Raw genomic sequence first — 24,074 nt, 5'->3', positions numbered from 1 at the left:
TGCGCTGCCGCCATCACGTGCGCTGCCGCCGTCACGTGCGCTGCCGCGTGGGGCCGTATCCGTCGGGGGCCGATGGCGGAAGCTGTCAGGTGTGAGCTTTCTCGCCCCGACCGCCCGCGCCGCCGGCGTCACGGCCCGCGCCGCCGACGTCACCGCCCGGATCGCGCCCGTCACCGCCCGCACCGCCGACGTCACCGCCCGCACCGCGCCCGTCACCCCCAGCATCGCCGACGTCACCGCCCGCACCGCGCGCGTCACCATCGGCGTCACCGTCCGGTCGTACGCCGCCGTCCCAGCGGGCGCGCCGCATGTCGATGCGCGGAATGTGCCCCTCCGCCCGGTGCGACGCCTCGCGCAGCGGGGTGCCCTCGGCGCGGTAGTGGTCCAGCGCCCGCAGCTCGTGGGCGGGGAGCAGGGTCCCGTCGGAGCGGACGACGCGCCACCACGGCACGGCCGATCCGTACAGCGCCATGACCCGGCCGACCTGGCGGGGTCCCCCCTCGCCCAGCCACTCCGCGATGTCGCCGTACGTCATCACCCGGCCGGGCGGGATCAGGTCGGTCACATCGAGGACGCGCTCCGCGTACTCCGGCAGTTCGGCGCCGGTCGGGGCGGTGCCGGAGACGCCCTCGTCCGTCTGGTCCTGGCTCATCCGTCCCATCCTGCCGTACGCCACCGACAGCCCGGCCGGAACGGTGACCGTCCGGGCACACCGCGTGCACACGGGTGGAAAGGGGCGTATGTTGCGCTTCCCGCGCCCGTGCGATGCACCCTGATGCCCTCCTCCGTCTACGGGCCGTGCCACCATCATGCGGGCGGTGACCGGTGATACCAGAACACGAAGACGGACCAGAGGCGATGAAGGAGCAGGGCGTGCAGCCACCGAAGGCGGCGGACGCCTCCGATGCCGGGGAGCGCCCGCAGGGTGATTCCGAGTCCTCCGGAGCGCCCCGTGCCGACGGCCCCACGGCGTCCACCACCGGACATCTGGCCGGCTCCACCCTGGCCTCGGCCGAGGCCGCTCTGACCGACCGCGTCTCCGGCGACGAGCCGCTCCTCCCCGCCCGGGTGCACCGCCCCTCCGACCTGATGCGCCTGCTCATCGGGGTGCTCGCGATCGCGGTCCTGTTCTCGATCGCCGCGTTCGCCCAGGGCACCACCACCGGCCTGGAGGACGACATCTCCAAGGGCACCGAACAGGCGCCCGATCTGTTGATCAAGATCGCCGGTCTGGTGTCCAGCATCGCCGTGCTGCTGGTGCCCGTCGCCTTCGCCATCGAACGCCTCATCAAACGCGACGGGCTGCGCATCGCGGACGGTGTGCTCGCGGCCGTGCTCGCCCACGGGGTGACGCTCGCCACCGACCTCTGGGTCTCGCGGTCCGCGCCCGGCACCATCCAGGACGCACTGACCCAGCCGCAGACGGCCGGCGGTCTGACCGACCCGGTGCACGGCTACCTCGCGCCGGTCATCGCGTACATGACGGCGGTCGGGATGGCGCGGCGGCCGCGCTGGCGCGTGGTGCTGTGGGTGGTGCTGCTGCTCGACGCGTTCGCGATGCTGGTGGGCGGGTACACCACCCCGTTCTCGATCATCCTCACCGTGCTGATCGGCTGGACCGTGGCGTACGGGACGCTGTACGCGGTCGGCTCGCCGAACGTCCGCCCCACCGGCCAGCACCTGATGGCGGGGCTGCGGCACGTGGGCTTCCGCCCGGTCGCGGCGATGCGCACCGAGGACGCCCCGGACCACGCCGACCAGAGCGACCGGGGACGGCGCTATCTGGTCACCCTGGAGGACGGCCCCCCGCTGGACGTCACCGTCGTCGACCGGGAACAGCAGGCCCAGGGGTTCTTCTACCGGGCCTGGCGGCGGCTCACGCTGCGCGGGATCACCCAGCGGCGCTCGATCCAGTCGTTGCGCCAGGCGCTGGAGCAGGAGGCGCTGCTCGCGTACGCGGCCATCGCCGCCGGGGCGAACGCGCCCAAGCTCATCGCCACCTCGGAGCTGGGCCCCGACGCGGTAATGCTCGTCTACGAGCACATCGGCGGCCGGACGCTGGACTCGATGGAGGACGAGGAGATCACCGACGATCTGGTGCGTGGCACCTGGCGTCAGGTGAAGGCTCTCCAGTCACGCCGGATCGCGCACCGGAGGCTGACCGGTGACGCGCTCCTGGTGGATCGGTCCGGCAGGGCGTTCGTGACGGATCTGCGCGGCGGTGAGATCGCCGCCGGTGATCTGGTGCTGCGGATGGACGTGGCCCAGCTGCTGACCACGCTGGGGCTGCGGGTGGGGGCCGAGCGGTCGGTCGCCGGCGCGCTGGCCGTGCTGGGCCCGGACGCGGTGGCGGACTGTCTGCCGCTGCTCCAGCCGATCGCGCTGAGCCGCTCCACCCGGGCGACGCTGCGCCGGATCGCCCGCGAGCGTTCGCAGCGCGAGCGGGAAGCGGTGGTGGAGGCCTCGCAGGCGGCCAAGCAGGCGAAGGCGCAGGCCGCCGCGGAGTCCACCGGGGATTCCACCGCGGACTCCATCGGGGACTCCGCCGGTGGGACTCTCCCGGATCACGGCGCGGACCGGGAGTCCGAACCGAAGGCGGGCCCCAGGACGAGCCCCAAGGCAGACCACAAAGCGGACCACAAGGCGGAGCGCAAGTCGCTGCGCACCGAGAAGCAGGCCGAGAAGCGCGCCATGGACGACGCGCTGGAGGAGGCCCGCGAGGAGGATCTGCTCGCCCAGATCCGGCGTCAGGTGCTGCTGATCCGCCCGCAGGCCCCGGTCGAACCGGTCCGTCTGGAGCGCATCAAACCGCGCACCCTGTTCAGCTTCATCGCCGGGGCCATCGCCGCGTACTTCCTGATCTCACAGGTCACCCAGGCGAACTTCGGGGTGGTCGTGGAACAGGCGGAGTGGGGCTGGGTGGCGGCCGCCCTCGGATTCTCGGCGCTGAGCTACGTGGCGGCCGCGATGAGCCTGCTGGGCTTCGTGCCGGAGCGGGTGCCGTTCTCGAAGACCGTGCAGGCGCAGGTGGCCGGCTCGTTCGTGAAGATCGTCGCGCCGGCCGCCATCGGGGGCGTGGCCCTGAACACCCGCTTCCTCCAGCGCGCCGGGGTGCGCCCCGGGCTCGCGGTGGCGAGCGTCGGGGCCTCGCAGCTCTTCGGGCTCGGCGCCCACATCATGCTGCTGGCGCTCTTCGGGTATCTCACCGGTACGGAGCGGACCCCGGACTCGCTGACCCCGTCCCGGACGGTGATCGCCGGTCTGCTGACGGTCGCGGTGCTGGTGCTGGTGGTGACGGCGGTCCCGTTCCTGCGGAAGTTCGTGGTGACGCGGGTGCGCTCGCTGTTCGCCGGGGTCGTGCCGCGCATGCTGGACGTGGTGCAGCGGCCGCAGAAGCTGCTGACGGGCATCAGCGGCATGCTGTTGCTGACCGGCCTGTTCGTGCTCTGCCTGGACGCCTCGATCCGGGCGTTCAGCGGCCCGGACGTGCCCCAGCTGAGCTACGCGAGCATCGCGGTGGTCTTCCTGGCGGGGAACGCGATCGGCTCGGCGGCCCCGACGCCGGGCGGAATGGGTGCGGTGGAGGGCGCGCTGACGCTGGGCCTGATCGCGGTCGGCCTGCCGGCGGAGGTCGCGGCGCCCGCGGTGCTGCTCTACCGGGTGATGACGCTGTGGCTGCCGGTGCTGCCGGGGTGGATCGCCTTCAACCAACTCACCCGCAAGGGCGAGCTGTAGCCGTAGGCCGTGGCCGGGCGAGCAGACCCGCCGCCGGGCCCCCGCTCGGGCGAGCTGTGTCCCCGGCCCTGACGTCGAACTCCCGTCGTCGCCCGGAGGGCGGTCCGGCAGGGGCAGTGGGGCCCGCCACCCGCATGGACCGCGCCCGGCCGCGCTCCCCGGCGCCCCGCCGCACGATGGGGGCATGAGGACTTCCCCCGCTCTGCGTGCCGCCGCCCTCGCCGCCACGGCCACCGTGTTGCTGCCGCTGGCCGCCTGTTCGGACGACGGTGACGGGGAGGGGTCCTCGACGCCCACCGGGGCCTCGACCGCCTCTCCGTCGTCCACCGCCGACGACCTGGCGTCGCAGCAGCTCGCATGGTCCCCGTGCCCGCCCCCGAACTCGGCCCAGGGCGGCGGCGAGTCGCCGTCGCCGCTGCCCGGCGGCGTGGTGTGGGAGTGCTCCTTCATGGATGTACCCCTCGACTACGCGGAGCCGGACGGCCGCACGATCGAACTGGCGCTGGTGCGGGCGAAGGCCAAGGAGCAGAAGCGGCGGATCGGCTCGCTGGTGTTCAACTTCGGCGGACCCGGCGCGTCCGGCGTCGCGACGCTGCCCGCGTTCGGCACCGAGTACGACAAGCTCCGCACCCGGTACGACCTGGTGAGCTTCGACCCGCGCGGGGTCGGCCGCAGCGAGGGCGTCGAGTGCGCCGACGACGCCCAGCTCGACGCCTTCTACCAGGAGGACTCCACCCCGGACGACGCGGCCGAGGAGAAGCAGTTCGTCCAGGGGCAGAAGGACTTCATCGCGGACTGCGAGGAGAACTCCGGCCCCGAACTCCCCTTCGTGGGCACGACGAACGCCGCCCGCGACATGGATCTGATGCGCACGGTGCTGGGCGACGACAAGCTGCACTACTTCGGCATCTCGTACGGCACCGAGCTGGGCGGCGTCTACGCCCACCTCTTCCCCGACAAGGTCGGCCGGGCGGTCTTCGACGCGGTGGTCGACCCCACGAAGGACGCCGAGCAGTCCTCCATCGGCCAGGCCCAGGGCTTCCAGCTGGCCCTGGACAACTTCACGAAGGACTGCGCGGAGCGCGACGACTGCGCGCTGCCCGGGGCCACCCGGCAGGAGGTCGAGCAGGGCATCGCCGATCTGCTGGCCGAGCTGGAGGAGGAGCCCGTCGACGGACTCGGCGACCGGGCGCTGACGCAGACGCTGGCCACCACCGGCATCGCGTCCGCCCTGTACTCCAAGGAGACCTGGCCGTTGCTGGAACAGGGCCTGGACGAGGCGGGCGGCGGGAACGGCGGGCTGCTCCTCGCCCTGGCCGATTCGCTGAACGGCCGCTCGGAGGACGGGCGGTACGACAACTCCAACGCCGCCAACATCTCCATCAACTGCGCGGACAGCGAGCAGCGGTTCTCGCTGGAGCAGACGAAGGCGGCGCTGCCCGCGTTCCGCAAGGCGTCCCCGCTGTTCGGGGACTACCTGGGCTGGGGCCTGATGAGCTGCACCGGCTGGCCGGTGGCGGGCGCCTGGAAGACCCCGGATGTCAGCGCCCCCGGCTCCGCCCCGATCCTCGTCATCGGCAACACCGGTGACCCGGCGACCCCGTACGCGGGTGCGAAGGCGATGGTGGAGAAGCTGGGCAAGGGCGTCGGCGTCGAGCTCACCTACGAGGGCGAGGGGCACGGGGCGTACAACAGCAAGGACGCGTGTGTGCAACGGACGGTGGACGGCTATCTGTTGAACGGTACGGTGCCGAAGTCCGGCACGGTCTGCGGGTGACTTCGACCCCCGACTCCCGTGTCGCGCAAGGCGGTTAGCATGGCCGCACATCTCAGCCGCCCGACGCGCCACCACCGGCTCCGGGCAGGACGCCCTCAGGGAGGGAAGCCGGATCATGCGTGCGCACCGTCGTGGCCAGCGGGCCGCCGTCTCGACAGGAGCAGCCCTCCTCGCGGCGGGACTGCTCGCCGGCTGCGGCCTGTTGCGCTCGGAGCCGGAGGTGAGCGAGCCGGCCCACGGCCGACCCGGAGGCGCCTTGGCCGCGCCCACGCCTTCGGACCTCAGGGACTCCCCCAGGACACGGGAGCTGCCCTCCGCCCTCACCTCGCAGCGCCTCGACTGGAAGCGCTGCCCGGCCCCCCGGGGCGGCGAGGCCCCCGGCTCCGCCTGGCGTTGCGCGAGCGTGGACGTACCGCTGGACTACGCGGAGCCGTCGGGGGAGACGCTCTCCGTCGCGCTGGTCCGCAAGGAGGCCCGGGACAAGGAGCGGCGGCTCGGCTCGCTGCTGTTCAACTTCGGCGGACCGGGCGGATCCGGCGTCGGAATGCTGCCGCGCTCGGGCGACGCGTACGCGAACCTCAACTACCGCTACGACCTGGTGAGTTTCGACCCGCGCGGGGTCGCGGCCAGCTCCGGGGTTCGCTGCCGCACCGACAAGGAGCAGGAGCAGGCCCACCGGAACGTCGACCTGACTCCGGACACGGCGGCCGAGGAGACGGCGTTCATCGAGGACGCCGCGGACTTCGGCGCCGGCTGCGAGCGTCGCTCGGGCGCGATCCTGCCGCACGTCGGGACGGTCGACGCCGCCCGCGACCTGGACCTGATCCGCGAGGTCCTGGGCGACGAGAAACTGTCCTACTTCGGCTTCTCCTACGGTACGGAGCTGGGCGGAACGTACGCGCACCTCTTCCCGCACAAGGTGGGACGCACCGTGCTGGACGCGGTCGTCGACCCGACGGCCGATGGGCCCGGGCACGCACGCAACCAGACCACGGGCTTCCAGCGCGCCCTGGAGAACTACCTCAAGGACCGCGGCCAGGACCCGGAGGCAGGCTCCGAGCGCATCGCCCGGCTGCTGGCCCGCATGGACCGGAGCCCGCTGCCGACCGATTCGGGCCGCGAACTGAGCGAGTCGCTCGCCATCACCGGCATCGTCACCCCGCTGTACTCCGCATCCGACTGGCCCGCCCTGACGGCCGCGCTCGACGAGGCGGAGAACGCCGGAACGGGCAACGGTCTGCTCCGGCTCGCCGACTCGTACAACGGCCGGGACGAGCAGGGGCGTTACGACACCCAGAACCACGCGCAGCGGGCGATCTCCTGCGCCGACTCGGCGTCCCGTCCCACCGTGGACGAGGCCCGTGCGCTGTTGCCGGAGTTCCGGAAGTTGTCACCGGTCTTCGGCCCGTTCTTGGCCTGGGACACCGTGGGCTGGTGCGCCCAGTGGCCGGTCGAGGGGGAGCACGAGACGCCGGAGACCAGCGCGCCGGGCGCGGGCCCGATCCTGGTCGTCGGGACGACCGGCGACCCGGCGACCCCGTACGAGGGGGCGCGGCGGATGGCGGACGAGCTGGGCAAGGGCGTCGGCGTCCTGCTGACCAACAAGGGCGAGGGGCACGGGGCCTACGGCGGCAACGACTGTGTGACCTCGACGATCGACGACTACTTCCTGGACGGGAAGGTCCCCGAGGACGGCACGACCTGTTCGTAGGAGGGGCCCGGGAGCCCGGGCACACGGAAGGGGCCGGCCCGCGCGTGCGCGGACCGGCCCCTTCCGTACGGCATCGGTACGGAACGTCTAGTACACCGGCTTCTCGGGCTCGATCTGGTGGACCCAGCCGATCACGCCGCCGCCGACGTGCACCGCGTCGGCGAAGCCCGCGGACTTGAGGACCGCGAGGACCTCGGCGCTGCGGACGCCCGTCTTGCAGTGCAGGACGATGCGCTTGTCCTGCGGGAGGTCCTGGAGGGCGGTGCCCATGAGGAACTCGCCCTTCGGGATCAGCTTCGCGCCGGGAATCGAGACGATCTCGTACTCGTTCTTCTCGCGGACGTCGATGATCTCGATCTTCTCGTCGCCGTCGATCCACTCCTTGAGCTGCTTGGGAGTGATCGTCGCGCCGAGCGCCGCCTCCTGCGCCTCCTCGGACACGACACCGCAGAAGGCCTCGTAGTCGATGAGCTCGGTGACGGTGGGGTTCTCGCCGCAGACCGCGCAGTCGGGGTCCTTGCGGACCTTGACCTGGCGGTACTGCATCTCCAGGGCGTCGTAGATCATCAGGCGGCCGACCAGCGGGTCGCCGACCCCGGCGAGCAGCTTGATGGCCTCGGTGACCTGGATGGAGCCGACGGACGCGCAGAGCACGCCCAGCACGCCGCCCTCGGCGCAGGAGGGGACCATGCCCGGCGGCGGGGGCTCCGGGTAGAGGCAGCGGTAGCAGGGCCCGTGCTCGGACCAGAACACGGAGGCCTGGCCGTCGAAGCGGTAGATCGAGCCCCAGACGTACGGCTTGTTCAGCAGCACCGCGGCGTCGTTGACGAGATAGCGGGTGGCGAAGTTGTCCGTGCCGTCCACGATCAGGTCGTACTGCGCGAAGATCTCCATCACGTTCTCGGCTTCGAGCCGCTCTTCGTGAAGGACCACGTTGACGTACGGATTGATGCCCAGCACGGAGTCCTTGGCGGACTGCGCCTTGGACCGGCCGATGTCGGCCTGGCTGTGGATGATCTGGCGCTGCAGGTTCGACTCGTCGACCTCGTCGAACTCCACGATGCCGAGCGTGCCGACACCGGCCGCGGCCAGATACATCAGGGCCGGCGAGCCGAGGCCGCCGGCGCCGACACACAGCACCTTGGCGTTCTTCAGGCGCTTCTGCCCGTCCATCCCCACATCCGGGATGATCAGATGGCGGGAGTACCTGCGGACCTCGTCGACGGTGAGCTCAGCAGCTGGCTCGACCAGGGGTGGCAGCGACACAGGAACCTCAACAATGCAGGTGGTCGGATTCTACGTAGACCGACTTCTTACGGTCGACTACGTACGGTTGTTCTCCCCGTAACACTGCCACGCCCCTTCTCATTCCGAGATACCAGGTCCGATCCGCGAGACGATTTCGTCCCAGTACCTGGGCAGTGCCGCGAATGGGTCTCTTTGTCCGCTTCGCTCGTCCCGGTCGTTCCGGTCCGTGAAGAAGATCGTCCCGGCTCCCTGCCAGCGGGCGATGCGCATGGCCTCCTCCAGGTGGGTGCGCGGCACCCCGTGGACGAGGTGGGCGAACCGCTCCGGTGGATACGCGGCCGTCCACTCGGCCACCTGGGACCAGCGGTAGTCGGTCCAGGGGCCCTGGAAGGTGACCAGCTGGTCGGCCGCCTCCGCGTACCCGGGATACGGGTGCGTGCCGTGGCCCAGCACCAGCCGGCCCCCGTCGTCGGCGCTGTCGCTCTCCGCCAGCAGGGCGTGGAGCGTACCGGTGAGCCTGCGGACGGCCGGCAGCTCGGCCCGCTCGGCGGGGCAGCGGGCGAGGTAGAACCCGCCGATCCGGTACCAGTCGATGAAGGAGCGGGCGTCCGCGATCAGCTCCTCGAACGGCCGCTCGCCCCAGACCAGGTCGAGGTGGCCGAGCAGCCTGCCGCCGGAGGCCCGGACGGTGTCGTCCGGGGAGCAGCCGTGCAGGGCCCGTTCGCGGGCGTTGCGCAGCCGGCCCGCCGCCTCCAGGCAGTGCGGGTCGGGCCGGGAGCCGGGGCCGTCCGCGATGTTGAGGACGGCCCAGTGCAGCGGGGTGCCGGGGCGGGCCAGTTCGGCCCATTCGGCGGGGGCGAGCAGCGGGTGGGCGTAGCCGGGGACGCCGAAGCCGAGCTGTTCGCCGCCCGCGGTGCGGCGGGCGTCGGCGGGAGCGGTCAGATACGGCACGCCGCCTCCATCCAGATGTCCGCCAGGGACTCCTCCAGATTGATCCGGGGCCGCCACCCGAGCCGGTCCCGCGCGGTACGGACGTCGGCCTGCTGCCAGGCGCCGCAGCCGTCGGGGTACGGGGACGGGGTGGCGGCGAGGTGCTCCATGACGGACTCGGCGGAGGTGCGCGGAGCCCCGATGGGCAGGCGCGCGGGGGGCGTGTCCAGCTCGTGGAGCGCGCCCGCGTACCCGGCGACTCGCGCCAGGACGGCGGCGGCGTCGCGGAGGCGGACGGCCCGGCCGGTGCCGATGTTGACGACACCCTGGGCGGCGGAGAGCGAGGCGGCGTGGACGGCCCGCGCCACGTCCCGTACGTCGACGAAGTCCCGCTGCACACCGAGACCGCTGAGTTTCAGCTCGCCGTCGCCGGACTGCATGGCCCGGCGCATCGCCTCGGCGAGCCGGCCGAGCGGGGAGCCGGCGGGGGTGCCGGGGCCGACGGGCGAGAAGACCCGCAGGACGACGGCGTCGAGGCCGGAGCCGAGGACCAGTTCGGTGGCGGCGAGCTTGCTGACGCCGTACGGGCCGCCGGGGCGCGGGACCGCGTCCTCGGCGGTGGAGGACCCGGGCTGCGAGGGTCCGTACTCCGAGGCGCAGCCGACCTGGACGAGCCGCGCCCCGCAGCCGCTGCGGCGCAGGGCCTCGCAGACGGTGGCGACGGCGACGGTGTTGTGCCGGGTCAGGTCGCGGGCACCGCCGCGCGTGGCGCCCGCGCAGTTGACGACGACTCCGGGGTGGACGGCGTCCAGGAAGCGGGTGAGCGCCCCGGGGCTGCCGCCCGCGAGGTCGAACCGGACGTCGGCGTCGTCGCCGCGGCCCAGAGCCGTGAGGTGGACGGCCGGATCGGCGAGCAGACGGTCGGCGACGAAGCGGCCGAGGAATCCGTTGGCTCCGAGCAGCAGCACCCTCATCGCGCACCGCCTCGGTGCCGACGGCTCACTGCCGGTGCGGGGGATTGGGGGGTCATGGCGGGTTTCTCCTAGGTCATCGAGTCGGTCGTGCGGTGCTGGACGAGCCCGCGGCGTCGGCTCCGCGGAAGCAGGGCGGTGAAGCGGTGGAACGGTCGGAGGGGCTGGTGCGGTGGTCGGTAGGCGGGTCGCGCGGTGGTTCGTGGGCACGTCGGGCGGAGGAGGTACGTCGGTGGGTCGGGCGGTGGTACGTCGGTGGGGCCGGCTCAGGTCCGGGTGTGGGCGGAGGCAGGTCGGTGGGGCGGGCTCAGGTCCGGGTGTGGGCGGAGGCGCGGGAGAGCGCGAACGCCGCGTGCAGCAGGAGGCCGACGGCGGCCCCGCCGCACGCGAGGGCGGACACGGCTCCGGTCCCGCCCGCCGAGACGAGGGCGTTCACGGGCCGGGCGAGGGGTTCGAGTCCGGGGAGCCGGGCGGCGAGGACGAGGGCCGGGGCCCCGGCCTCGACGGCGCAGGCGGCGGCGAGCGCGACGGTGCCCGGTTCGGGCAGCCCGTGCGCGGCGAGCAGCCGGGCCACGAAGAACAGGACCCCGAGGGCGACGGCCGCGACGGGCGTGCCGCCGCCGAGGCCGAGGTCGGCCAGGTACAGCAGGGGCAGCAGCGAACCGAGGAAGAGGGTGACGGCCGCCAGGAGCAGGGGGCGCACGCCCGCGCCGAACTCCTCCAGGGCGCGGCTGCCGGTCAGTTTGCGGTGGGCGTTGACGGTGAAGAGGTGGGCGCACCAGGCGGCCGGGGCGACGGCGGCGGCGAGACCGAGCAGCGGGGCCGGGGTGCCGTCCCAGGGGCCGTCCGGGCCGCCGGTCATGACCTGGGCGAGCAGTTCCTCGCCGTACACCGCGTAGCTCAGCAGCCAGCAGCCGTACATCCCGGCGCGGCCCGCTCCGTCGGGGGCGCGCAGCGGGCCCCGGCCCAGGCACGCCCGGAGCGCCAGGCAGGCCAGGACGGCGCCGACGACGGTGACGAGGGCCCGCGTCCCGTCGCCGAGGACGCCCTCGGTGATCCGGAGCACCCCGGCGGTCGCCAGGCAGGCGGCGCCCGGGAGCAGGGCGAGGAGCGTCCACGCGGCCCGCGCGTCGGTGTCGGGACCGGGGCCGGGAGGCCCGTCGGCGACGCGCTCCCGCGTACGGGGCGGGATGCGGGCGTACAGCTCCTCGGCGAGGGCGAAGACGTCCCGGTGGCGGTAGCGGGCGGCGGTGCGGTCGGTGAGGCCGTGCGCCTCCAGTCCGGCGGCGATCTCCAGGGGGTCCACGGCCCGTTCGCACAGGTCGCGGTGGTGGTGCAGGAGGGACTTCACCGGGTCGGCCGGGCCCCGGCGGGCGGCGGCGCCCGGCACCCGGCGCGCCGTGGTGCGAGGCCGGATCTCCGCGGGGCGTTCCGGGGCGGCAGCGGGGGTCGCCGGGTCGTCCGGACGGGTCATCGGGGGGTCTCCGTGGTCGGGGCGGCCTCCGGGGCCGGGGAAGCTCGCTTCGTGGAAGGCCGGTTCGTGCAAAGCCGGTTCATGCACAGCCGGTTCATGCACAGCCAGTTCGTGGAAGGCCGGTTGGTCACGCATCGCCGTCCCCCGCCGGTCCGGACGCGATCGCGCAGACGCCCTCGGGCTCCGGCTCCCGCGTTTGCTGCGGCTCGGGCTCCCCGGGCCCGGCCGGCAGTCGGCTCCCGGGCGCGGACGCCCGGCCCGGCACGGAGGCGTCGGACTGCTCCGGGCCCGGCCGTGGACGGAGATGCGGCCCGGACTGCATCCAGTGGCCGAGGAGGCGGGCCTCCGGCGGGGTGGCGAAGGGCAGCGGGTCGCCATGGGCGTCCAAGGTGTCGGCCTCGCGGCGCACCGGGGTGTGCGAGATCAGCTCCAGGTAAATGCCGCGAAATGCCGCGAGGTTCTGTTCGACGGTGAAGAGTTCGAGCGCGCGGGCCCTTGCGGCGGCGCCCAGGCGTGCTCGACGCTCGGGGTCGCGCAGCAGGGCGACGCAGGCGTCGGCGAGCGCCTTGGGGTTGCGCGGGGGCACCACCAGGCCGGTGCCGCCGATGACTTCGACGACCGCTCCCACGTCGGTGGAGACGGTGGCCCGGCCGCAGAACATGGCTTCGACGAGGCTGACCGGGAAGCCCTCGACGACGCTGGACAGCACGATCACGCCGCCCGCGCCGTAGGCCTCGGCGAGGTCGGGGACCTCGGGGCCGCCGATCTCCTCGAAGGTGACCGGACTGACGCCCTCGGTGTGCGCGCCGACGGCCTCGTCCGGGAAGAGCTGGGCGGCCAGGGCCGTGCAGTGGGCGAGGTAGGCGGTGGCCTCGTCGCCGTCCGCCGGGGGGCCGAAGACGCGCAGCCGGGCGCCGGGCTCGGCGCGGCGGACCTCGGCGAAGGCGTGGAGGAGGGCGATCAGGTCCTTGGCGGGCTCGATTCTGCCGACCCAGACCAGCGTGTCGGGGTCGCCCGCGCCTTCGCCCCCGCCGACCGCGGCGAGGCGCTCGGCGTCCTCGCCGACCTGGCCGAAGCGCTCGGCCGCCATGCCCGGGTAGACCGTGCGCTGCTTGGCGGGGTCCGCTCCGCAGCGCTGCTGCCAGCGGCGGACGTGGGTGTTGCCGGGGGTGACGATGGCGGCCTGCCGGTAGACCTCGGTGGTGAGGCGGCGGTGGAAGCCGGCGAGGAGGGCGCGCACAGGGGTTCCGTACGGGGTGTCGCGGGAGGCCAGGTAGTGCGCGCGCAGCGGGACGCCGTGCTCGGTGACCAGCAGCGGCACCCCGAAAAAGTGTTTGGCCAGGAGTCCCGGGAGCGCGGCCGCTGCGCCGGAGGCCGCATGGCAGAGGTCGACCGCTCCGAGGCTCTCCTGGTCGTACCAGTCCAGCGAGAGCGGGCGCAGCGCGCGTTCCAGTTCGGCGGCGAAGGCGAGGTGGTCGGGGACGGTGGCACTCTGCACGGTGCGGCCGGTGCCCCGGGCGCGGGAAGCGGCCTCCAGGATCCGGACGGTGTCCTCGGAGCGCAGGGCGAGATGGAGTCCGCCACGCTCGCGGGCCAGCTCGGCGAGGCCGTAGAGCCCTTCCGCGAACAGCTCCGCGCCGATTCCCTCACCCGCTCCCGTACCGGCCACGTCGGGGGTGCAGATCGCGGTGGCGAGGGCGGTGAGGCGGTCGGTGAACCGCCTGCGGTCGCGCCGCCCGTAGGACTGTTCGCCCCCGGTCACCAGCCGGGCCAGCAGGCCGCGTTCGCCGCTGCCGCGCAGGGTGCCGTCCTCGGGGGTCCACAGCGGCGCGGTGCGCACCCGGCTGACCTGGGGCGGCAGCCGGACCCAGCCCTGGTCCTCCTGGTGGGCGGAGCGGCTCAGGGCGAACAGGTCGAACTCGTGCTGCGGCAGCCCGCGCACCAGTCGGTCGCACCAGAGTCTGGACTCACCGGTCGCATACGGATAGCCACCGTCGGTGAGCAGTCCGATCCGCACGATTACACCCCCGATCTCCCTTGTGGGCGGCCGCCGTTGAAATGGCGACTCGCAGCGGGACGACCGTAAGCGGATACGTCGGTGGCGCGACGGACGGTTGTCCGTCGCGCCACCGAAAGGGGTGAACCGTCGTAACTTTCCCGCCCCGGTCGCGTTCCGTCGCGATACAGCGGTCGGTTGTTACGGAGAGTCAGGCCCGGGCCAGCCCCTTGCGGGCCGCGCGTGCCGGGGTCAACCGGTGGGGTGCACCCACGGGTTGGGCTTGCACTTGATGCCGTCGATCTCAAGGGTCTTGGTCTGCTGCTGCATGACCGGAGCCAGGGCGCCGGGGGTGCGGCAGTTCACGTGGTTGTGGTGCAGGCGGTGGCCGACCTCGTGATTGATGAGCATCTGACGGTAGGGCAGCAGTTTGTCCGGGCCGAAGGTGGCGGCGCCCTGTGCCCAGCGATAGGCGTTGATCATGACGCGGTCGGTCGCGGCGGAATCACAGGAGACGTTGTCGACCGTGGTGTCGAGACCGGACTTGGCACACCAGTCGCCGGTGGTCCCGGGGCTGGCGAGCGTGATCACGAAGTCCGGGGTCCCCGACGAGATGCGCTCGAAGGTCATCGCGCCGTTGTGCGCCCAGCTCCGGTCGTCGTTGAGCGTCTTCTGCACGGCTTCGGCGAACAGACCGGCGTCGAGGCCGAGGCCCTTCTCCACATCGATCCGGTAGCGGTGCTTCTGCCCCTTCCCCGGGGCCTTCGCGAGCCCGGGCACCGCCTCGAACGTGCCACTCGCCTTCAGGTCCGCGGCGAGCGGAAACGGCTGCGCCATCTTGTCCGCGTACGAGAGGGGTTTGACCTCGGGCTTCACCGAGGGCCGCTGCGGGGTCGGTCGGGCGTCGGAGCGCGAGGCAGCGTCGCCCGGGCCCTGCCGCTCCACCTCGGCGGCGCGCGCGGCGGCCGCACGGTCACCGGAGTCCTCGGCGACCTGACCGGCCACCACGACCGCGAGCACGGTGGTCACCGCGGCGGCGGCGATGCCGGTGAACGTCCGCCCCTTGCCACCCCGGGTCGCGGCGCGTTCGTCCGGCTCCCCGGCCTCAGCCTCGGTGTCGGTGTCGGTGTCGGTGTCGGTCTCGTCCACGCCGTCCGGAGGTCCGGCCGGCGGCGCGGCGGGTGCGCCCGGCGCGGCGTCGGCGTCGAAGGCGTCGACGAACTCCCGACGCGGGCCCGGCACCGAGGGGCCGGCGGGCGTCGGCTGCTGCGCCGCCCGGCCGTCCGCGGCGCGCTGGGCCGCGCGTTGGGCGGACACCTGGCGGGCCACGGCCCGCTGCCGGGCGGCGGTGTCCTGGGGCGCGGCCGGCCCGCTGTCCGGATCGGAGTAGCGGCCCGGGTGGGACGGCTGGGGATGGGGGGCGCCGTGGGGCGCGGGGGCGCCGGGCGCTTGGTCGGAACGGGGTACCGGTCCGGTGCCCCAGCCGCCGCCCCGCTCACGCTGTTCGGGGTGGCCGCCGCGCACCTGCGGAGCGTCGGCGGAGAACGGGCCCCGCCCGTCACCGGTCGGCGTGGGAGCGGTCCGCCTGCGCCGGCCGCCGCCGACCGCGGGCCTCGCCGCGGCGCGCTCGCCGCCCGGTTCCGTCGCGGCCGCGTCCGGGCGGATCGCCCCGGAGCCCTTTCGACTGTGTCGTCCCACGCCCCGGATCAGCTCCCGCCGCAATCGTCCAGCAGTTCCCGGAACGCCTGGGCGACCGTCTCCGGGTACTCCATCATCGCCACGTGCCCCGCGTCGGGCAGCGTCAGCAGCCGGGCGCCGCGGAAGGCCGCGGACGCCCTGCGTGCCATCCGGTACGAGACGAGCTGGTCCCGTCCGCCGTACACGAGCTGGGTCGGTGCGAGCACCCGCTCGGCCTGGCGCCACAGTCCGTGCTGGCCGCCCAGGGTGTACGCGTCGACGAGGCCCCGGGCCGAACGCGTCATCGCGTCCCAGAAGTACGGCAGCTCCAGCCGTCGCTCCATCTCGGCCACCGCGTTGCGGAAGGCTTCGTCGGAGACCCGTGCCGGATCGCCGTAACAGAGTGCCATGACTCCGCGCGTCCGCTGCTCCGCCGTCCAGCCCTTCGTCAGTCGGGCGAACAGGGATGCGATTCCCGGCACCGCGAGGAGGCCGGTCGGGACGGCGGGTCGCTGCACCCGCCACTCCGGCAGGGCGGGCGAGATCAGGGTGAGGGTGCGCACCAGGTCGGGGCGGACCGCGGCGACCCGGGTGGCGACGGCGCCGCCCAGCGAATTGCCGAACAGGTGGACGGGCCCCCGCTCCTCCGCGTCCAGCAGCCGGATCACCGCACGGGCGTGCCCGGTCACCGAGTAGTTGCCGTCGTCCGGCGGCGGCGAGTCCCCGAATCCGGGCAGGTCGACCGCCTCGCCGTCGACCAGGTCGGACAGCAGCGGCATCAGCGCGGACCAGTTCTGCGACGAGCCGCCGAGCCCGTGCACGTACAGCGCGGGGGGCAGTCCGGTCCGGTCGCCCGGCCGGCAGCGGACGTTCAGGCCGATCCCCGGCAGCGACACGGAGCGCAGCCGTTCGCCGTCGGCGACCCGGACGGCACTGACCGTGGGAGCCACCGCGGCGGCGGCGGCCTGGACACCCGGCAGCTCGGTCGAAGACATACGGCAATGTTACGAGACGATCACGCCCCCATTCATGTGTTCGCTATCACAGGCCGCATCGCGGGGTAGGCGGGTAGCTCCTACGCTTCAGGGAAGGAAGGGAGCTGCGACATGACGGTCGACCCGAGCGACCCGGACACCTTCGAGAACGCCGAACCGGACGAGGCGGGGCCCGAGGCCCCGGAGGCCGACGCCGCCGAGCAGCGCACGGATGTCCGGCCCGAGGACGACGATCGGGCGGAGAGCGTCGAGCCGGGCACCGCCAATGAGGCCGATGTGGCGGAACAGCGCAGGGTGATTCCCTTCGATGAGGACGATTACCGGTAGTACGCCCCGGTTTGCTCACGACCAGGGAGAACTGTGGCTTCCACAGCCGTCCGGTCCATGAAATTCTGCGTCCGCGCCGCGCATACCCGGGTTACCCAAAAGTACGATGGCTGTACGGCGCAGCGTGCACGGACCGGCTGTGCTGGAACACATATTTGGGAGGCGGCGTGACAGCCATCGAGCAGACAGAGGCCGCGCGCCCGCGGGGTACACGCCTTCCCCGCCGCGCCCGGCGCAATCAGCTGCTGGGCGCCGCACAGGAGGTCTTCGTCGCACAGGGCTACCACTCCGCCGCGATGGACGACATCGCCGAGCGGGCCGGAGTCAGCAAGCCGGTGCTCTACCAGCACTTCCCCGGAAAGCTGGAGCTCTACCTGGCCCTGCTCGACCAGCACTGCGAGTCCCTGCTCCAGGCCGTGCGCACGGCGCTGGCCTCCACGACGGACAACAAGCTGCGCGTCGAGGCGACGATGGACGCCTACTTCGCGTACGTGGAGGACGAGGGCGGCGCGTTCCGGCTGGTCTTCGAGTCCGACCTGACCAACGAGCCCGCCGTGCGCGAGCGGGTCGACCGGGTGTCCCTCCAGTGCGCCGAGGCCATCTCCGACGTGATCGCCGGGGACACCGGGCTGTCCAAGGACGAGTCCATGCTGCTGGCCGTGGGCCTCGGCGGGGTCTCCCAGGTCGTGGCCCGCTACTGGCTCTCCAGCCGGTCCACCATCCCCCGCGACACGGCCGTCCAGCTCCTCACCTCGCTGGCCTGGCGGGGCATCGCGGGCTTCCCGCTGCACGGCGCCGACCAGACCTGAGCCCTCCGGCGGGGGACGCCTGCCGCCGTGTTCGCTGCGGGCGTTGCCGGTCGGGCCCTGAGCCCCGCTCCCGCCGGGCTAATGTGGCTGCGTACGGCGCGGTTCGCCGCGCGAGGACTGACCGTCGGAGGGACATAGCCGTGGAGGTCAAGATCGGGGTGCAGCACACGCCCCGCGAGATCGTTCTGGAGAGCGGGCTTTCCGCCGAGGACGTCGAGAGCGCGGTCGCCGCGGCACTGGGCGGCAAGGCGGAGCTGCTCAGCCTCACGGACGACAAGGGCCGCAAGGTCCTGGTGCCGGCCGACCGGATCGCGTATGTGGAGATCGGTGAGCCGACCACCCGGCGGGTGGGGTTCGGGACGCTGTAGTCCACCGGACGCGTTGATCACAGGAGCGGCCCGGCGGGGATGTCCCCGCCGGGCCGCTCCTGTGTTTTTCCGCCGGTCTCTCTGCCCGTCCCGGATCCCGTACGGGTCGGAACGGTCCGCCGGAGGGTTGCTCCTCACGAGCTGGGGGTAGTACCGCCTACGACCGATTTGCCCGCCCCGCACACCCCTCGCGAGGTGATCCTCTGTGATCTGGGAATCCTTCGGCGCCGCCGTCCTCGGACTCGCCCTGTCCTGGGCGGCGCTCCGATCACTGGCCGACCGACTGCCGTCCGGCCGTGCGGTATATCTCACGGGCGCGCTGGGCGCCTTGTTCGGCGCGTATCTGACGCATGCCGCGCTGGGTACCGGCCACGTCCTGACGACGCTGATCGGAGCCGTGTCCGTCGGGGCGGTGACGCTGTCGCTCCTGATCCGACCACGCGGCCGCCGCCTCGGCCGGTCGGCGGCGGCCCAGTAGCCGGGTGTTACGCGGCCAGTCCCAGCGCGGCCATCCGCTTGGTGTGGGCCTCGGTGATCCGGGAGAACATCCGGCCCACCTCGGCCAGGTCGAAGCCGTCCGCGACGCCGCCCACCAGCATCGTCGAGAGGGCGTCGCGGTCGGCGACCACCCGCTGGGCCTGCGACAGCGCCTCGCCCATCAGCCGACGCGCCCACAGGGCGAGCCGTCCGCCGAGCCGCGGGTCGGCCTCGATCGCGGCGCGCACCTTCTCCACGGCGAAGTTCCCGTGGCCCGTGTCGTCGAGCACGGACAGCACCAGGGACCGGGTGTCGGTGTCGAGCCGGGCCGCGACCTCGCGGTAGAAGTCACTCGCGATCGAGTCGCCGACGTACGCCTTGACCAGGCCCTCCAGCCAGTCGGACGGCGCCGTCTGGCGGTGGAAGTCGTCGAGCGCCTTGGCGAAGGGCTCCATCGCGGCGGTGGGGTCCTCGTCCACGGCGGTGAGCCGCTGGTTGAGCTGCTCGAAGTGGTGGAACTCGGCAGCGGCCATCTTCGCCAGCTCCGCCTTGTCGCCGAGTGTCGGCGCGAGCTTCGCGTCCTCCGCCAGCCGCTCGAAGGCCGCCAGCTCTCCGTAGGCGAGGGCGCCGAGCAGGTCCACGACCGCGGCGCGGTACTGCGGGTCGGCTGCCGCGGTGGCCCAGTCCTGGGCGGCGATCCCGGTGGCTGCGGAAGCTTCGGCGGGGGTCTCAGTGGCGTGGTCAGGCGTCTCCATGAACGGAACGATAGCCCGCTCCGCGCAGGGCGGAAGGGCCTGGTCAGCCGGGGACCTCATACCGTTCCGATGAATTCGTCCAACACACATGCGCGAATCCGGGGTACAGTGGTATTGCGCTTACTGAGCACTGTGCTGTGCCAGAGGCGCGCCCTTGAATGAGGATGCCCGGTCGGTGGCCCGATCGGCTCCGACCCGACAGCCCTCCACGCGGTGCGTACGACACGTACGACCGCAGCTGAGGGGCCCCCTCAGCGGCACGAGCGCTCGAGCGACGGCAGTGGTCCCGCGCCACCCGGCCCATCCACGGCCGGATGACCAACCCCGGCACGGTACGACCCCCAGCGTTCGCCTCGGACCGCGTCTCACAGAAGAGGCAGCACCCTGACTACGTTCCGCGACCTCGGTATTCTTTCCGAGACGGCCGAAGCCCTTGAGGCTGTCGGCATCACGTCCCCCTTCCCCATCCAGGAGATGACGCTCCCCGTAGCGCTCTCCGGCTCGGACGTCATCGGCCAGGCCAAGACCGGCACCGGCAAGACGCTCGGCTTCGGCCTCCCGCTCCTGGAGCGTGTGACCGTCCCCGCCGACGTCGAGGCGGGCCGCGCCAAGCCCGAGCAGCTGACCGACGCGCCGCAGGCGCTCGTCGTCGTCCCCACCCGCGAGCTGTGCCAGCAGGTCACCAACGACCTGCTCACGGCCGGCAAGGTCCGTAACGTCCGCGTTCTCGCGATCTACGGCGGCCGGGCGTACGAGCCCCAGGTCGAGGCCCTCAAGAAGGGCGTCGACGTGATCGTCGGCACCCCGGGCCGTCTCCTGGACCTGGCGGGCCAGCGCAAGCTCGACCTCTCCCACATCCGCGGGCTCGTCCTCGACGAGGCCGACGAGATGCTGGACCTGGGCTTCCTGCCCGACGTCGAGCGCATCATCACGATGCTGCCGCCCAAGCGTCAGACGATGCTGTTCTCGGCCACCATGCCCGGCGCCGTCATCAGCCTCGCGCGCCGCTACATGTCGCAGCCGACGCACATCAACGCCACGTCGCCCGACGACGAGGGCACGACCGTGAAGAACACGGTCCAGCACGTCTACCGCGCCCACAACATGGACAAGCCGGAGATGCTCTCCCGCATCCTCCAGGCCGACGGCCGCGGGCTCGCGATGATCTTCTGCCGTACGAAGCGCACGGCGGCCGACATCGCCGAGCAGCTGGAGAAGCGCGGCTTCGCCTCCGGCGCGGTCCACGGCGACCTCGGCCAGGGCGCCCGCGAGCAGGCGCTGCGCGCCTTCCGCAACGGCAAGGTCGACGTGCTGGTCTGCACCGACGTCGCCGCGCGCGGTATCGACGTCGAGGGTGTGACCCACGTCGTCAACTACCAGTCGCCGGAGGACGAGAAGACCTACCTCCACCGCATCGGCCGCACCGGCCGCGCGGGCGCCAAGGGCATCGCGATCACGCTGGTCGACTGGGACGACATCCCGCGCTGGCAGCTGATCAACAAGGCCCTGGACCTGAAGTTCCCGGACCCGCCCGAGACGTACTCCACCTCGCCGCACCTCTTCGAGGAGCTCGGCATCCCGGCGGGCACCAAGGGTGTGCTGCCGCGCGCCGAGCGGACCCGTGCCGGTCTGCGCGCGGAGGAGGTCGAGGACCTCGGCGAGACCGGCGGCCGCGGCCGCAAGGCCGCCGCACCGGCCCCCGCCCGCGAGGAGCGCGAGCCCCGCACCCGTACGCCGCGTCAGCGCCGCCGCACCCGTGGCGGCTCCGCGGCGGAGGAGGGCGCCGCCACGGTGCCCGCACCCGCCAAGGAAGCAGCCCCGGTCGCACCGGCCGGTGCCGAGGCGTCCGACGACGCGCCGCGTACGCCGCGCCGTCGCCGCCGTACCCGCGTCAGCGCCACCGACGCCGTCACCGAGGCGGCCGTGGCCGTCGCCGAGGCTCCGGTGGTTCCCGCGCCGGTGGTTCCCGCTCCGGTGGCCGAGGCCGCACCCGTGATCGAGGCCGCACCGGTGGCCGAGCCGGTCGCGGAGGCCGTGCCGGAGACCAAGCCGCGCCGCCGTCGCAGCCGTGCCGCCGTGAAGCCGGTGGCCGAGGAGACGGCTTCGCCCGTCGCCGCGGCTCCGGCCGCGCCGGCCCCGGCCGAGTTCCAGACCGTGGCCGCCGCCGCGGGCGTCGCGGAGCCGGTCGCCGAGCCGAAGGCGCTCAAGCCCCGCCGCCGCACCCGGGTCGTGAAGCCGGCCGACGAGGTCGACTTCCAGATCGCCCCGGCCGCCGAGCCGGAGCCCGACGTGAAGACGCGTCGTCGTCCGGCCCGCGCCACGACGAAGGCCAAGTCGGAGCCGAAGGCCGCGGCCGCGTCGGCCGAGCCGAAGGCCCGGGCGACCAGGACGACGAAGTCCCGGGCGAAGGCGGAGACGGAGGAGATCGCGGAGACCACGGAGAAGGTCACCGCGAAGGTCGCCACGAAGGCCACGGCGAAGAAGGCCACCGCGAAGGCAGTAGCCGTCGAGCAGCCCGTCGTCGAGGCCCCGGCCGCCGAGGCGGACGCCAAGCCGCGCCGCCGCCGCGCCACCCGCAGCGTCACCTCGACCGCGACCCAGGAGGCCGCCGTGGTCTCCGAGGCCGAGGCCGTGGTGAGCGAGGCCGCCGCCGAGACGAAGCCGCGCCGCCGTCGCGCCACCCGCCCGGCGGGCAAGGCGTCGGCGACGACGACCGAGAGCTGACGCTCACGGCGATACAGCACCACCTACGGCCCCGGCCCCCGCGCACGCGGGGGCCGGGGCCGTTCCGCTGCCCGGTGCCGCCGTGAGGGCCTCCCGGCGCTTCTCGCCGGATGAGCTGCCCGGTGAGGCGAGGACGGGTGCGGCGGGGATAGCCTCGCCGTATGAGCCGCCCGCCCACCTTCACCCCGCCGCCCTGTGCCCGCGCCCGTGTCCTTGAGACCGAGCGCGGGGACTTCGCCGTCCTGGACGCCGTACCGCGTACCCCGGAACGGGCCACCGCCCTGCTGCTGCCCGGATACACCGGCAGCAAGGAGGACTTCATCGCGCTGCTGGAGCCGCTGTGCGCGGCGGGCTACCGGGTGGTCGCGGTGGACGGCCGGGGGCAGTACGAATCGAAGGGGACGAACCGTCAGGAGAGTTACGCACAGGCGGAGTTGGCCCGCGATGTACTGGCCCAGGCGGCGGCTCTGGGCGACGGGGACGGTCGGCTGCACCTGCTCGGGCACTCGCTCGGCGGTCAGATCGCCCGCGCCGCCGTACTGCTGGACGCCACCCCGTTCCGCTCGCTGACCTTGATGTCCTCGGGCCCCGCCGAGGTCGTCGCGGCCCAGCGGGACAAGGTGAGGATGCTGAGCGACGCGTTGTCCGTGCTGTCCATGGACGAGGTGTGGGAGGCGATGCGGGCACTCGATCCGCCGCAGGACGCGGACACCGGCGACGGTGCGGACATGCGCCACCGCTGGCTCGCCCACCACCCCGCCCAGTTGATCGCCACCGGGGCCCAACTGGCCGCCGAACCGGACCGGGTGGACGAGCTGGCCGCCGTCGGCCTGCCCGTCCACGTCCTGTCCGGGGAGCGCGACGACGTGTGGCCGGTGGAGCTGTTCGACTCCATGGCGCTGCGTCTCGGCGCCCGCCGCACCACGATCGCCGGCGCCGAGCACTCCCCCAACACCGCCCGCCCGTCGGAGACCGCGAAGGCGCTGGCCGCGTTCTGGGACGGTCTGCCGGCCGTCTGACGCGCCCGAGGCGCCCCCGACGCGTCCCGCCGGTCGTCGGAGGCACCACCACCGGCCGGCCGCCCCTCTTCCGTCAGTACTGCGACTGCAGGTGCTGCCAGAAGCCGTCGCGGAGCGCCCGTCGCAGGTGCGCGTGGCCGCGCAGCGAGTGCTGGAGCAGGCGTTCCGCCTCCACCAACAGGTCCTGGTCGACGGAGCCCGGCAGATAGGGGTGGCCGGGCAGCAGGTCGGCCAGGGACTCCCGGCCGCGCGCGGCGAGCCAGGCGGCCGCGATCTGTGCGCCGACGAAGCGGACGTCCTCCCGGGAGGGGGCCGGGCTGTCGTCCTCGTACGTGGTGACGGGCCGCCGCGTGACGTAGGGGCGGCAGAAGTCGAGTTCGAAGGTGCGCTGGCTGTCGACCTCCCACAGCAGCGGTTCGGCCTGGTTGCGTCCGTCGGCGGCCTCGATGCCCCAGAGGTGCACACGCGCCCCGTAGCCCTGGGCGGCCTCGACCGCCGAGACCAGGTCCTCGTCACCGCCGACGAGCGCCGCGTCGCTGATGGCGCGGTGCCGGGCGAGGGATTCGAGGTCGGTGCGGATGAGCGAGTCGACGCCCTTCTGCTGGTTGTTGGCGTTGAGGTTGCCGAGCCGCACCTTGACGTCGGGGAGTTCGGCGATGGCCTGCTGCTCGGTGGTGTGGATGCGGCGGCGGGCCCCGTCGTACCAGTAGACGCGCAGCAGCCTGCTGTCCGCGAAGATCGTGCGGGCCTTGTCGATGAAGGCCTCGATCAGCCCTTCGGCGTCGAGGTCGAAGGAGCGCCGGTCCTCGGTGCCGGTGACGAGCAGCCCGGCCGCGGCGTACACGTAGCCGGCGTCCACGAAGATGGCGTGCGTCGACGGGGTCTTGGAGACCTCGATGAGCATCCGCTGGAGCAGCTCGTTGGTGCGGTCCAGGCGGGCGCCGAGACCGGCTCCGCCGAAGGACTGCGGGTCCGCCTCGTTCATGCGAACCTCATGGTCTGTGGTGGCGTGACTACCAACGGGTACTTAGACATCCAAAAAATTTCCTTAGCGTAGGGAATGTTTGCAGGGGGCAAGCCG

General features: G+C 73.1%; 19 protein-coding genes. 9 read left to right on the top strand and 10 right to left on the bottom strand.

The annotated features are described in order from the left end of the window. Window positions 1-85 precede the first annotated feature (85 nt). The gene (locus AC3CH1_RS17910; protein WP_488463859.1) at window positions 86-652 is read right to left on the bottom strand and encodes an MGMT family protein; all 567 of its coding nucleotides are present in this window, start codon (window positions 650-652) and stop codon (window positions 86-88) included. Window positions 653-873: 221 nt separating this feature from the next. On the opposite strand from AC3CH1_RS17910, the gene AC3CH1_RS17905 reads away from it, so the two are divergent. The 3 genes from AC3CH1_RS17905 to AC3CH1_RS17895 all read left to right on the top strand — a co-directional run bounded on the left by AC3CH1_RS17905 (window position 874) and on the right by AC3CH1_RS17895 (window position 7,223). Then, entirely contained in the window at window positions 874-3,735 is a 2,862-nt protein-coding gene (locus tag AC3CH1_RS17905) for a lysylphosphatidylglycerol synthase domain-containing protein (RefSeq protein ID WP_488463858.1), read from the top strand. A 184-nt stretch (window positions 3,736-3,919) separates the two neighbouring features. After that, window positions 3,920-5,512 (top strand): alpha/beta hydrolase, encoded by a 1,593-nt coding sequence (locus AC3CH1_RS17900; RefSeq protein ID WP_488463857.1) that lies wholly within the window; start codon window positions 3,920-3,922, stop codon window positions 5,510-5,512. A 115-nt stretch (window positions 5,513-5,627) separates the two neighbouring features. Continuing rightward, entirely contained in the window at window positions 5,628-7,223 is a 1,596-nt protein-coding gene (locus AC3CH1_RS17895; RefSeq protein WP_488463856.1) for an alpha/beta hydrolase, read from the top strand. A gap of 87 nt (window positions 7,224-7,310) precedes the next feature. Here the strand turns inward: AC3CH1_RS17895 and moeZ are convergent, their stop codons facing one another. The 7 genes from moeZ to AC3CH1_RS17860 all read right to left on the bottom strand — a co-directional run bounded on the left by moeZ (window position 7,311) and on the right by AC3CH1_RS17860 (window position 16,514). Further along, window positions 7,311-8,489 carry an adenylyltransferase/sulfurtransferase MoeZ gene (gene moeZ, locus AC3CH1_RS17890; RefSeq protein ID WP_488463855.1) on the bottom strand — a complete coding sequence of 393 codons (1,179 nt, stop codon included), beginning with the start codon at window positions 8,487-8,489 and terminating at the stop codon, window positions 7,311-7,313. 99 nt (window positions 8,490-8,588) lie between these two features. Then, complete coding sequence (locus AC3CH1_RS17885; protein WP_488463854.1) at window positions 8,589-9,422, bottom strand: spherulation-specific family 4 protein; 834 nt, start codon at window positions 9,420-9,422, stop codon at window positions 8,589-8,591. After that, the gene (locus tag AC3CH1_RS17880) at window positions 9,410-10,375 is read right to left on the bottom strand and encodes an NAD-dependent epimerase/dehydratase family protein (protein WP_003966459.1); all 966 of its coding nucleotides are present in this window, start codon (window positions 10,373-10,375) and stop codon (window positions 9,410-9,412) included. The genes AC3CH1_RS17885 and AC3CH1_RS17880 overlap by 13 nt, the downstream gene beginning before the upstream one ends. A gap of 304 nt (window positions 10,376-10,679) precedes the next feature. Beyond that, the gene (locus AC3CH1_RS17875; RefSeq protein ID WP_488463853.1) at window positions 10,680-11,846 is read right to left on the bottom strand and encodes a hypothetical protein; all 1,167 of its coding nucleotides are present in this window, start codon (window positions 11,844-11,846) and stop codon (window positions 10,680-10,682) included. Between the two features lie 127 nt (window positions 11,847-11,973). Further along, window positions 11,974-13,863 carry a DUF3492 domain-containing protein gene (locus AC3CH1_RS17870; RefSeq protein ID WP_488463852.1) on the bottom strand — a complete coding sequence of 630 codons (1,890 nt, stop codon included), beginning with the start codon at window positions 13,861-13,863 and terminating at the stop codon, window positions 11,974-11,976. A gap of 231 nt (window positions 13,864-14,094) precedes the next feature. After that, entirely contained in the window at window positions 14,095-15,540 is a 1,446-nt protein-coding gene (locus tag AC3CH1_RS17865; RefSeq protein ID WP_488463851.1) for a DUF3152 domain-containing protein, read from the bottom strand. Between the two features lie 8 nt (window positions 15,541-15,548). Then, window positions 15,549-16,514, bottom strand: a complete 966-nt coding sequence (locus AC3CH1_RS17860) for an alpha/beta fold hydrolase (protein WP_488463850.1) — start codon at window positions 16,512-16,514, stop codon at window positions 15,549-15,551. A gap of 111 nt (window positions 16,515-16,625) precedes the next feature. On the opposite strand from AC3CH1_RS17860, the gene AC3CH1_RS17855 reads away from it, so the two are divergent. The 4 genes from AC3CH1_RS17855 (at window position 16,626) to AC3CH1_RS17840 (ending at window position 18,496) form a co-directional block, all read left to right on the top strand. Continuing rightward, window positions 16,626-16,841, top strand: a complete 216-nt coding sequence (locus AC3CH1_RS17855; protein ID WP_488463849.1) for a hypothetical protein — start codon at window positions 16,626-16,628, stop codon at window positions 16,839-16,841. Between the two features lie 167 nt (window positions 16,842-17,008). Further along, window positions 17,009-17,650, top strand: a complete 642-nt coding sequence (locus AC3CH1_RS17850; RefSeq protein WP_488463848.1) for a TetR/AcrR family transcriptional regulator — start codon at window positions 17,009-17,011, stop codon at window positions 17,648-17,650. 140 nt (window positions 17,651-17,790) lie between these two features. Next, the gene (locus AC3CH1_RS17845) at window positions 17,791-18,018 is read left to right on the top strand and encodes a DUF3107 domain-containing protein (protein ID WP_003966467.1); all 228 of its coding nucleotides are present in this window, start codon (window positions 17,791-17,793) and stop codon (window positions 18,016-18,018) included. Window positions 18,019-18,223: 205 nt separating this feature from the next. Further along, window positions 18,224-18,496, top strand: coding sequence for a hypothetical protein (locus AC3CH1_RS17840; protein ID WP_488463847.1), 273 nt, complete (start codon window positions 18,224-18,226; stop codon window positions 18,494-18,496). Window positions 18,497-18,503: 7 nt separating this feature from the next. Here AC3CH1_RS17840 and AC3CH1_RS17835 read toward each other — a convergent pair whose 3' ends face one another. Then, window positions 18,504-19,250 (bottom strand): ferritin-like fold-containing protein, encoded by a 747-nt coding sequence (locus tag AC3CH1_RS17835; RefSeq protein ID WP_007446800.1) that lies wholly within the window; start codon window positions 19,248-19,250, stop codon window positions 18,504-18,506. 474 nt (window positions 19,251-19,724) lie between these two features. Between AC3CH1_RS17835 and AC3CH1_RS17830 the strand changes: the two genes are divergently transcribed. Together AC3CH1_RS17830 and AC3CH1_RS17825 are read left to right on the top strand one after the other, a co-directional pair. After that, a complete protein-coding gene (locus AC3CH1_RS17830) occupies window positions 19,725-21,974 on the top strand; it encodes a DEAD/DEAH box helicase (RefSeq protein ID WP_488463846.1) in 2,250 nt (749 codons plus the stop codon). 161 nt (window positions 21,975-22,135) lie between these two features. Then, window positions 22,136-22,993, top strand: a complete 858-nt coding sequence (locus AC3CH1_RS17825) for an alpha/beta fold hydrolase (RefSeq protein WP_488463845.1) — start codon at window positions 22,136-22,138, stop codon at window positions 22,991-22,993. Window positions 22,994-23,066: 73 nt separating this feature from the next. On the opposite strand, the gene AC3CH1_RS17820 is transcribed toward AC3CH1_RS17825, so the two are convergent. Further along, window positions 23,067-23,978 carry an NYN domain-containing protein gene (locus AC3CH1_RS17820; RefSeq protein WP_361883508.1) on the bottom strand — a complete coding sequence of 304 codons (912 nt, stop codon included), beginning with the start codon at window positions 23,976-23,978 and terminating at the stop codon, window positions 23,067-23,069. Window positions 23,979-24,074 lie beyond the last annotated feature (96 nt).

The sequence above is a fragment of the Streptomyces sp. MGP-P1 genome (genome assembly GCF_057766565.1).
Note: the sequence above shows the minus strand (reverse complement) of the source record. Positions and strands in the feature narration are given on the sequence as shown.

Bases quoted from the DNA above. Each gene is read 5' to 3' on its own strand.
- AC3CH1_RS17900 (WP_488463857.1), top strand. From the start codon at position 3,920: ATGAGGACTTCCCCCGCTCTGCGTGCCGCCGCCCTCGCCGCCACGGCC.
- AC3CH1_RS17825 (WP_488463845.1), top strand. From the start codon at position 22,136: ATGAGCCGCCCGCCCACCTTCACCCCGCCGCCCTGTGCCCGCGCCCGT.
- AC3CH1_RS17830 (WP_488463846.1), top strand. From the start codon at position 19,725: ATGACGCTCCCCGTAGCGCTCTCCGGCTCGGACGTCATCGGCCAGGCC.
- AC3CH1_RS17820 (WP_361883508.1), bottom strand. From the start codon at position 23,978: ATGAACGAGGCGGACCCGCAGTCCTTCGGCGGAGCCGGTCTCGGCGCC.
- AC3CH1_RS17875 (WP_488463853.1), bottom strand. From the start codon at position 11,846: ATGACCCGTCCGGACGACCCGGCGACCCCCGCTGCCGCCCCGGAACGC.
- AC3CH1_RS17895 (WP_488463856.1), top strand. From the start codon at position 5,628: ATGCGTGCGCACCGTCGTGGCCAGCGGGCCGCCGTCTCGACAGGAGCA.
- AC3CH1_RS17910 (WP_488463859.1), bottom strand. From the start codon at position 652: ATGAGCCAGGACCAGACGGACGAGGGCGTCTCCGGCACCGCCCCGACC.
- AC3CH1_RS17880 (WP_003966459.1), bottom strand. From the start codon at position 10,375: ATGAGGGTGCTGCTGCTCGGAGCCAACGGATTCCTCGGCCGCTTCGTC.
- AC3CH1_RS17855 (WP_488463849.1), top strand. From the start codon at position 16,626: ATGACGGTCGACCCGAGCGACCCGGACACCTTCGAGAACGCCGAACCG.
- AC3CH1_RS17835 (WP_007446800.1), bottom strand. From the start codon at position 19,250: ATGGAGACGCCTGACCACGCCACTGAGACCCCCGCCGAAGCTTCCGCA.
- AC3CH1_RS17860 (WP_488463850.1), bottom strand. From the start codon at position 16,514: ATGTCTTCGACCGAGCTGCCGGGTGTCCAGGCCGCCGCCGCCGCGGTG.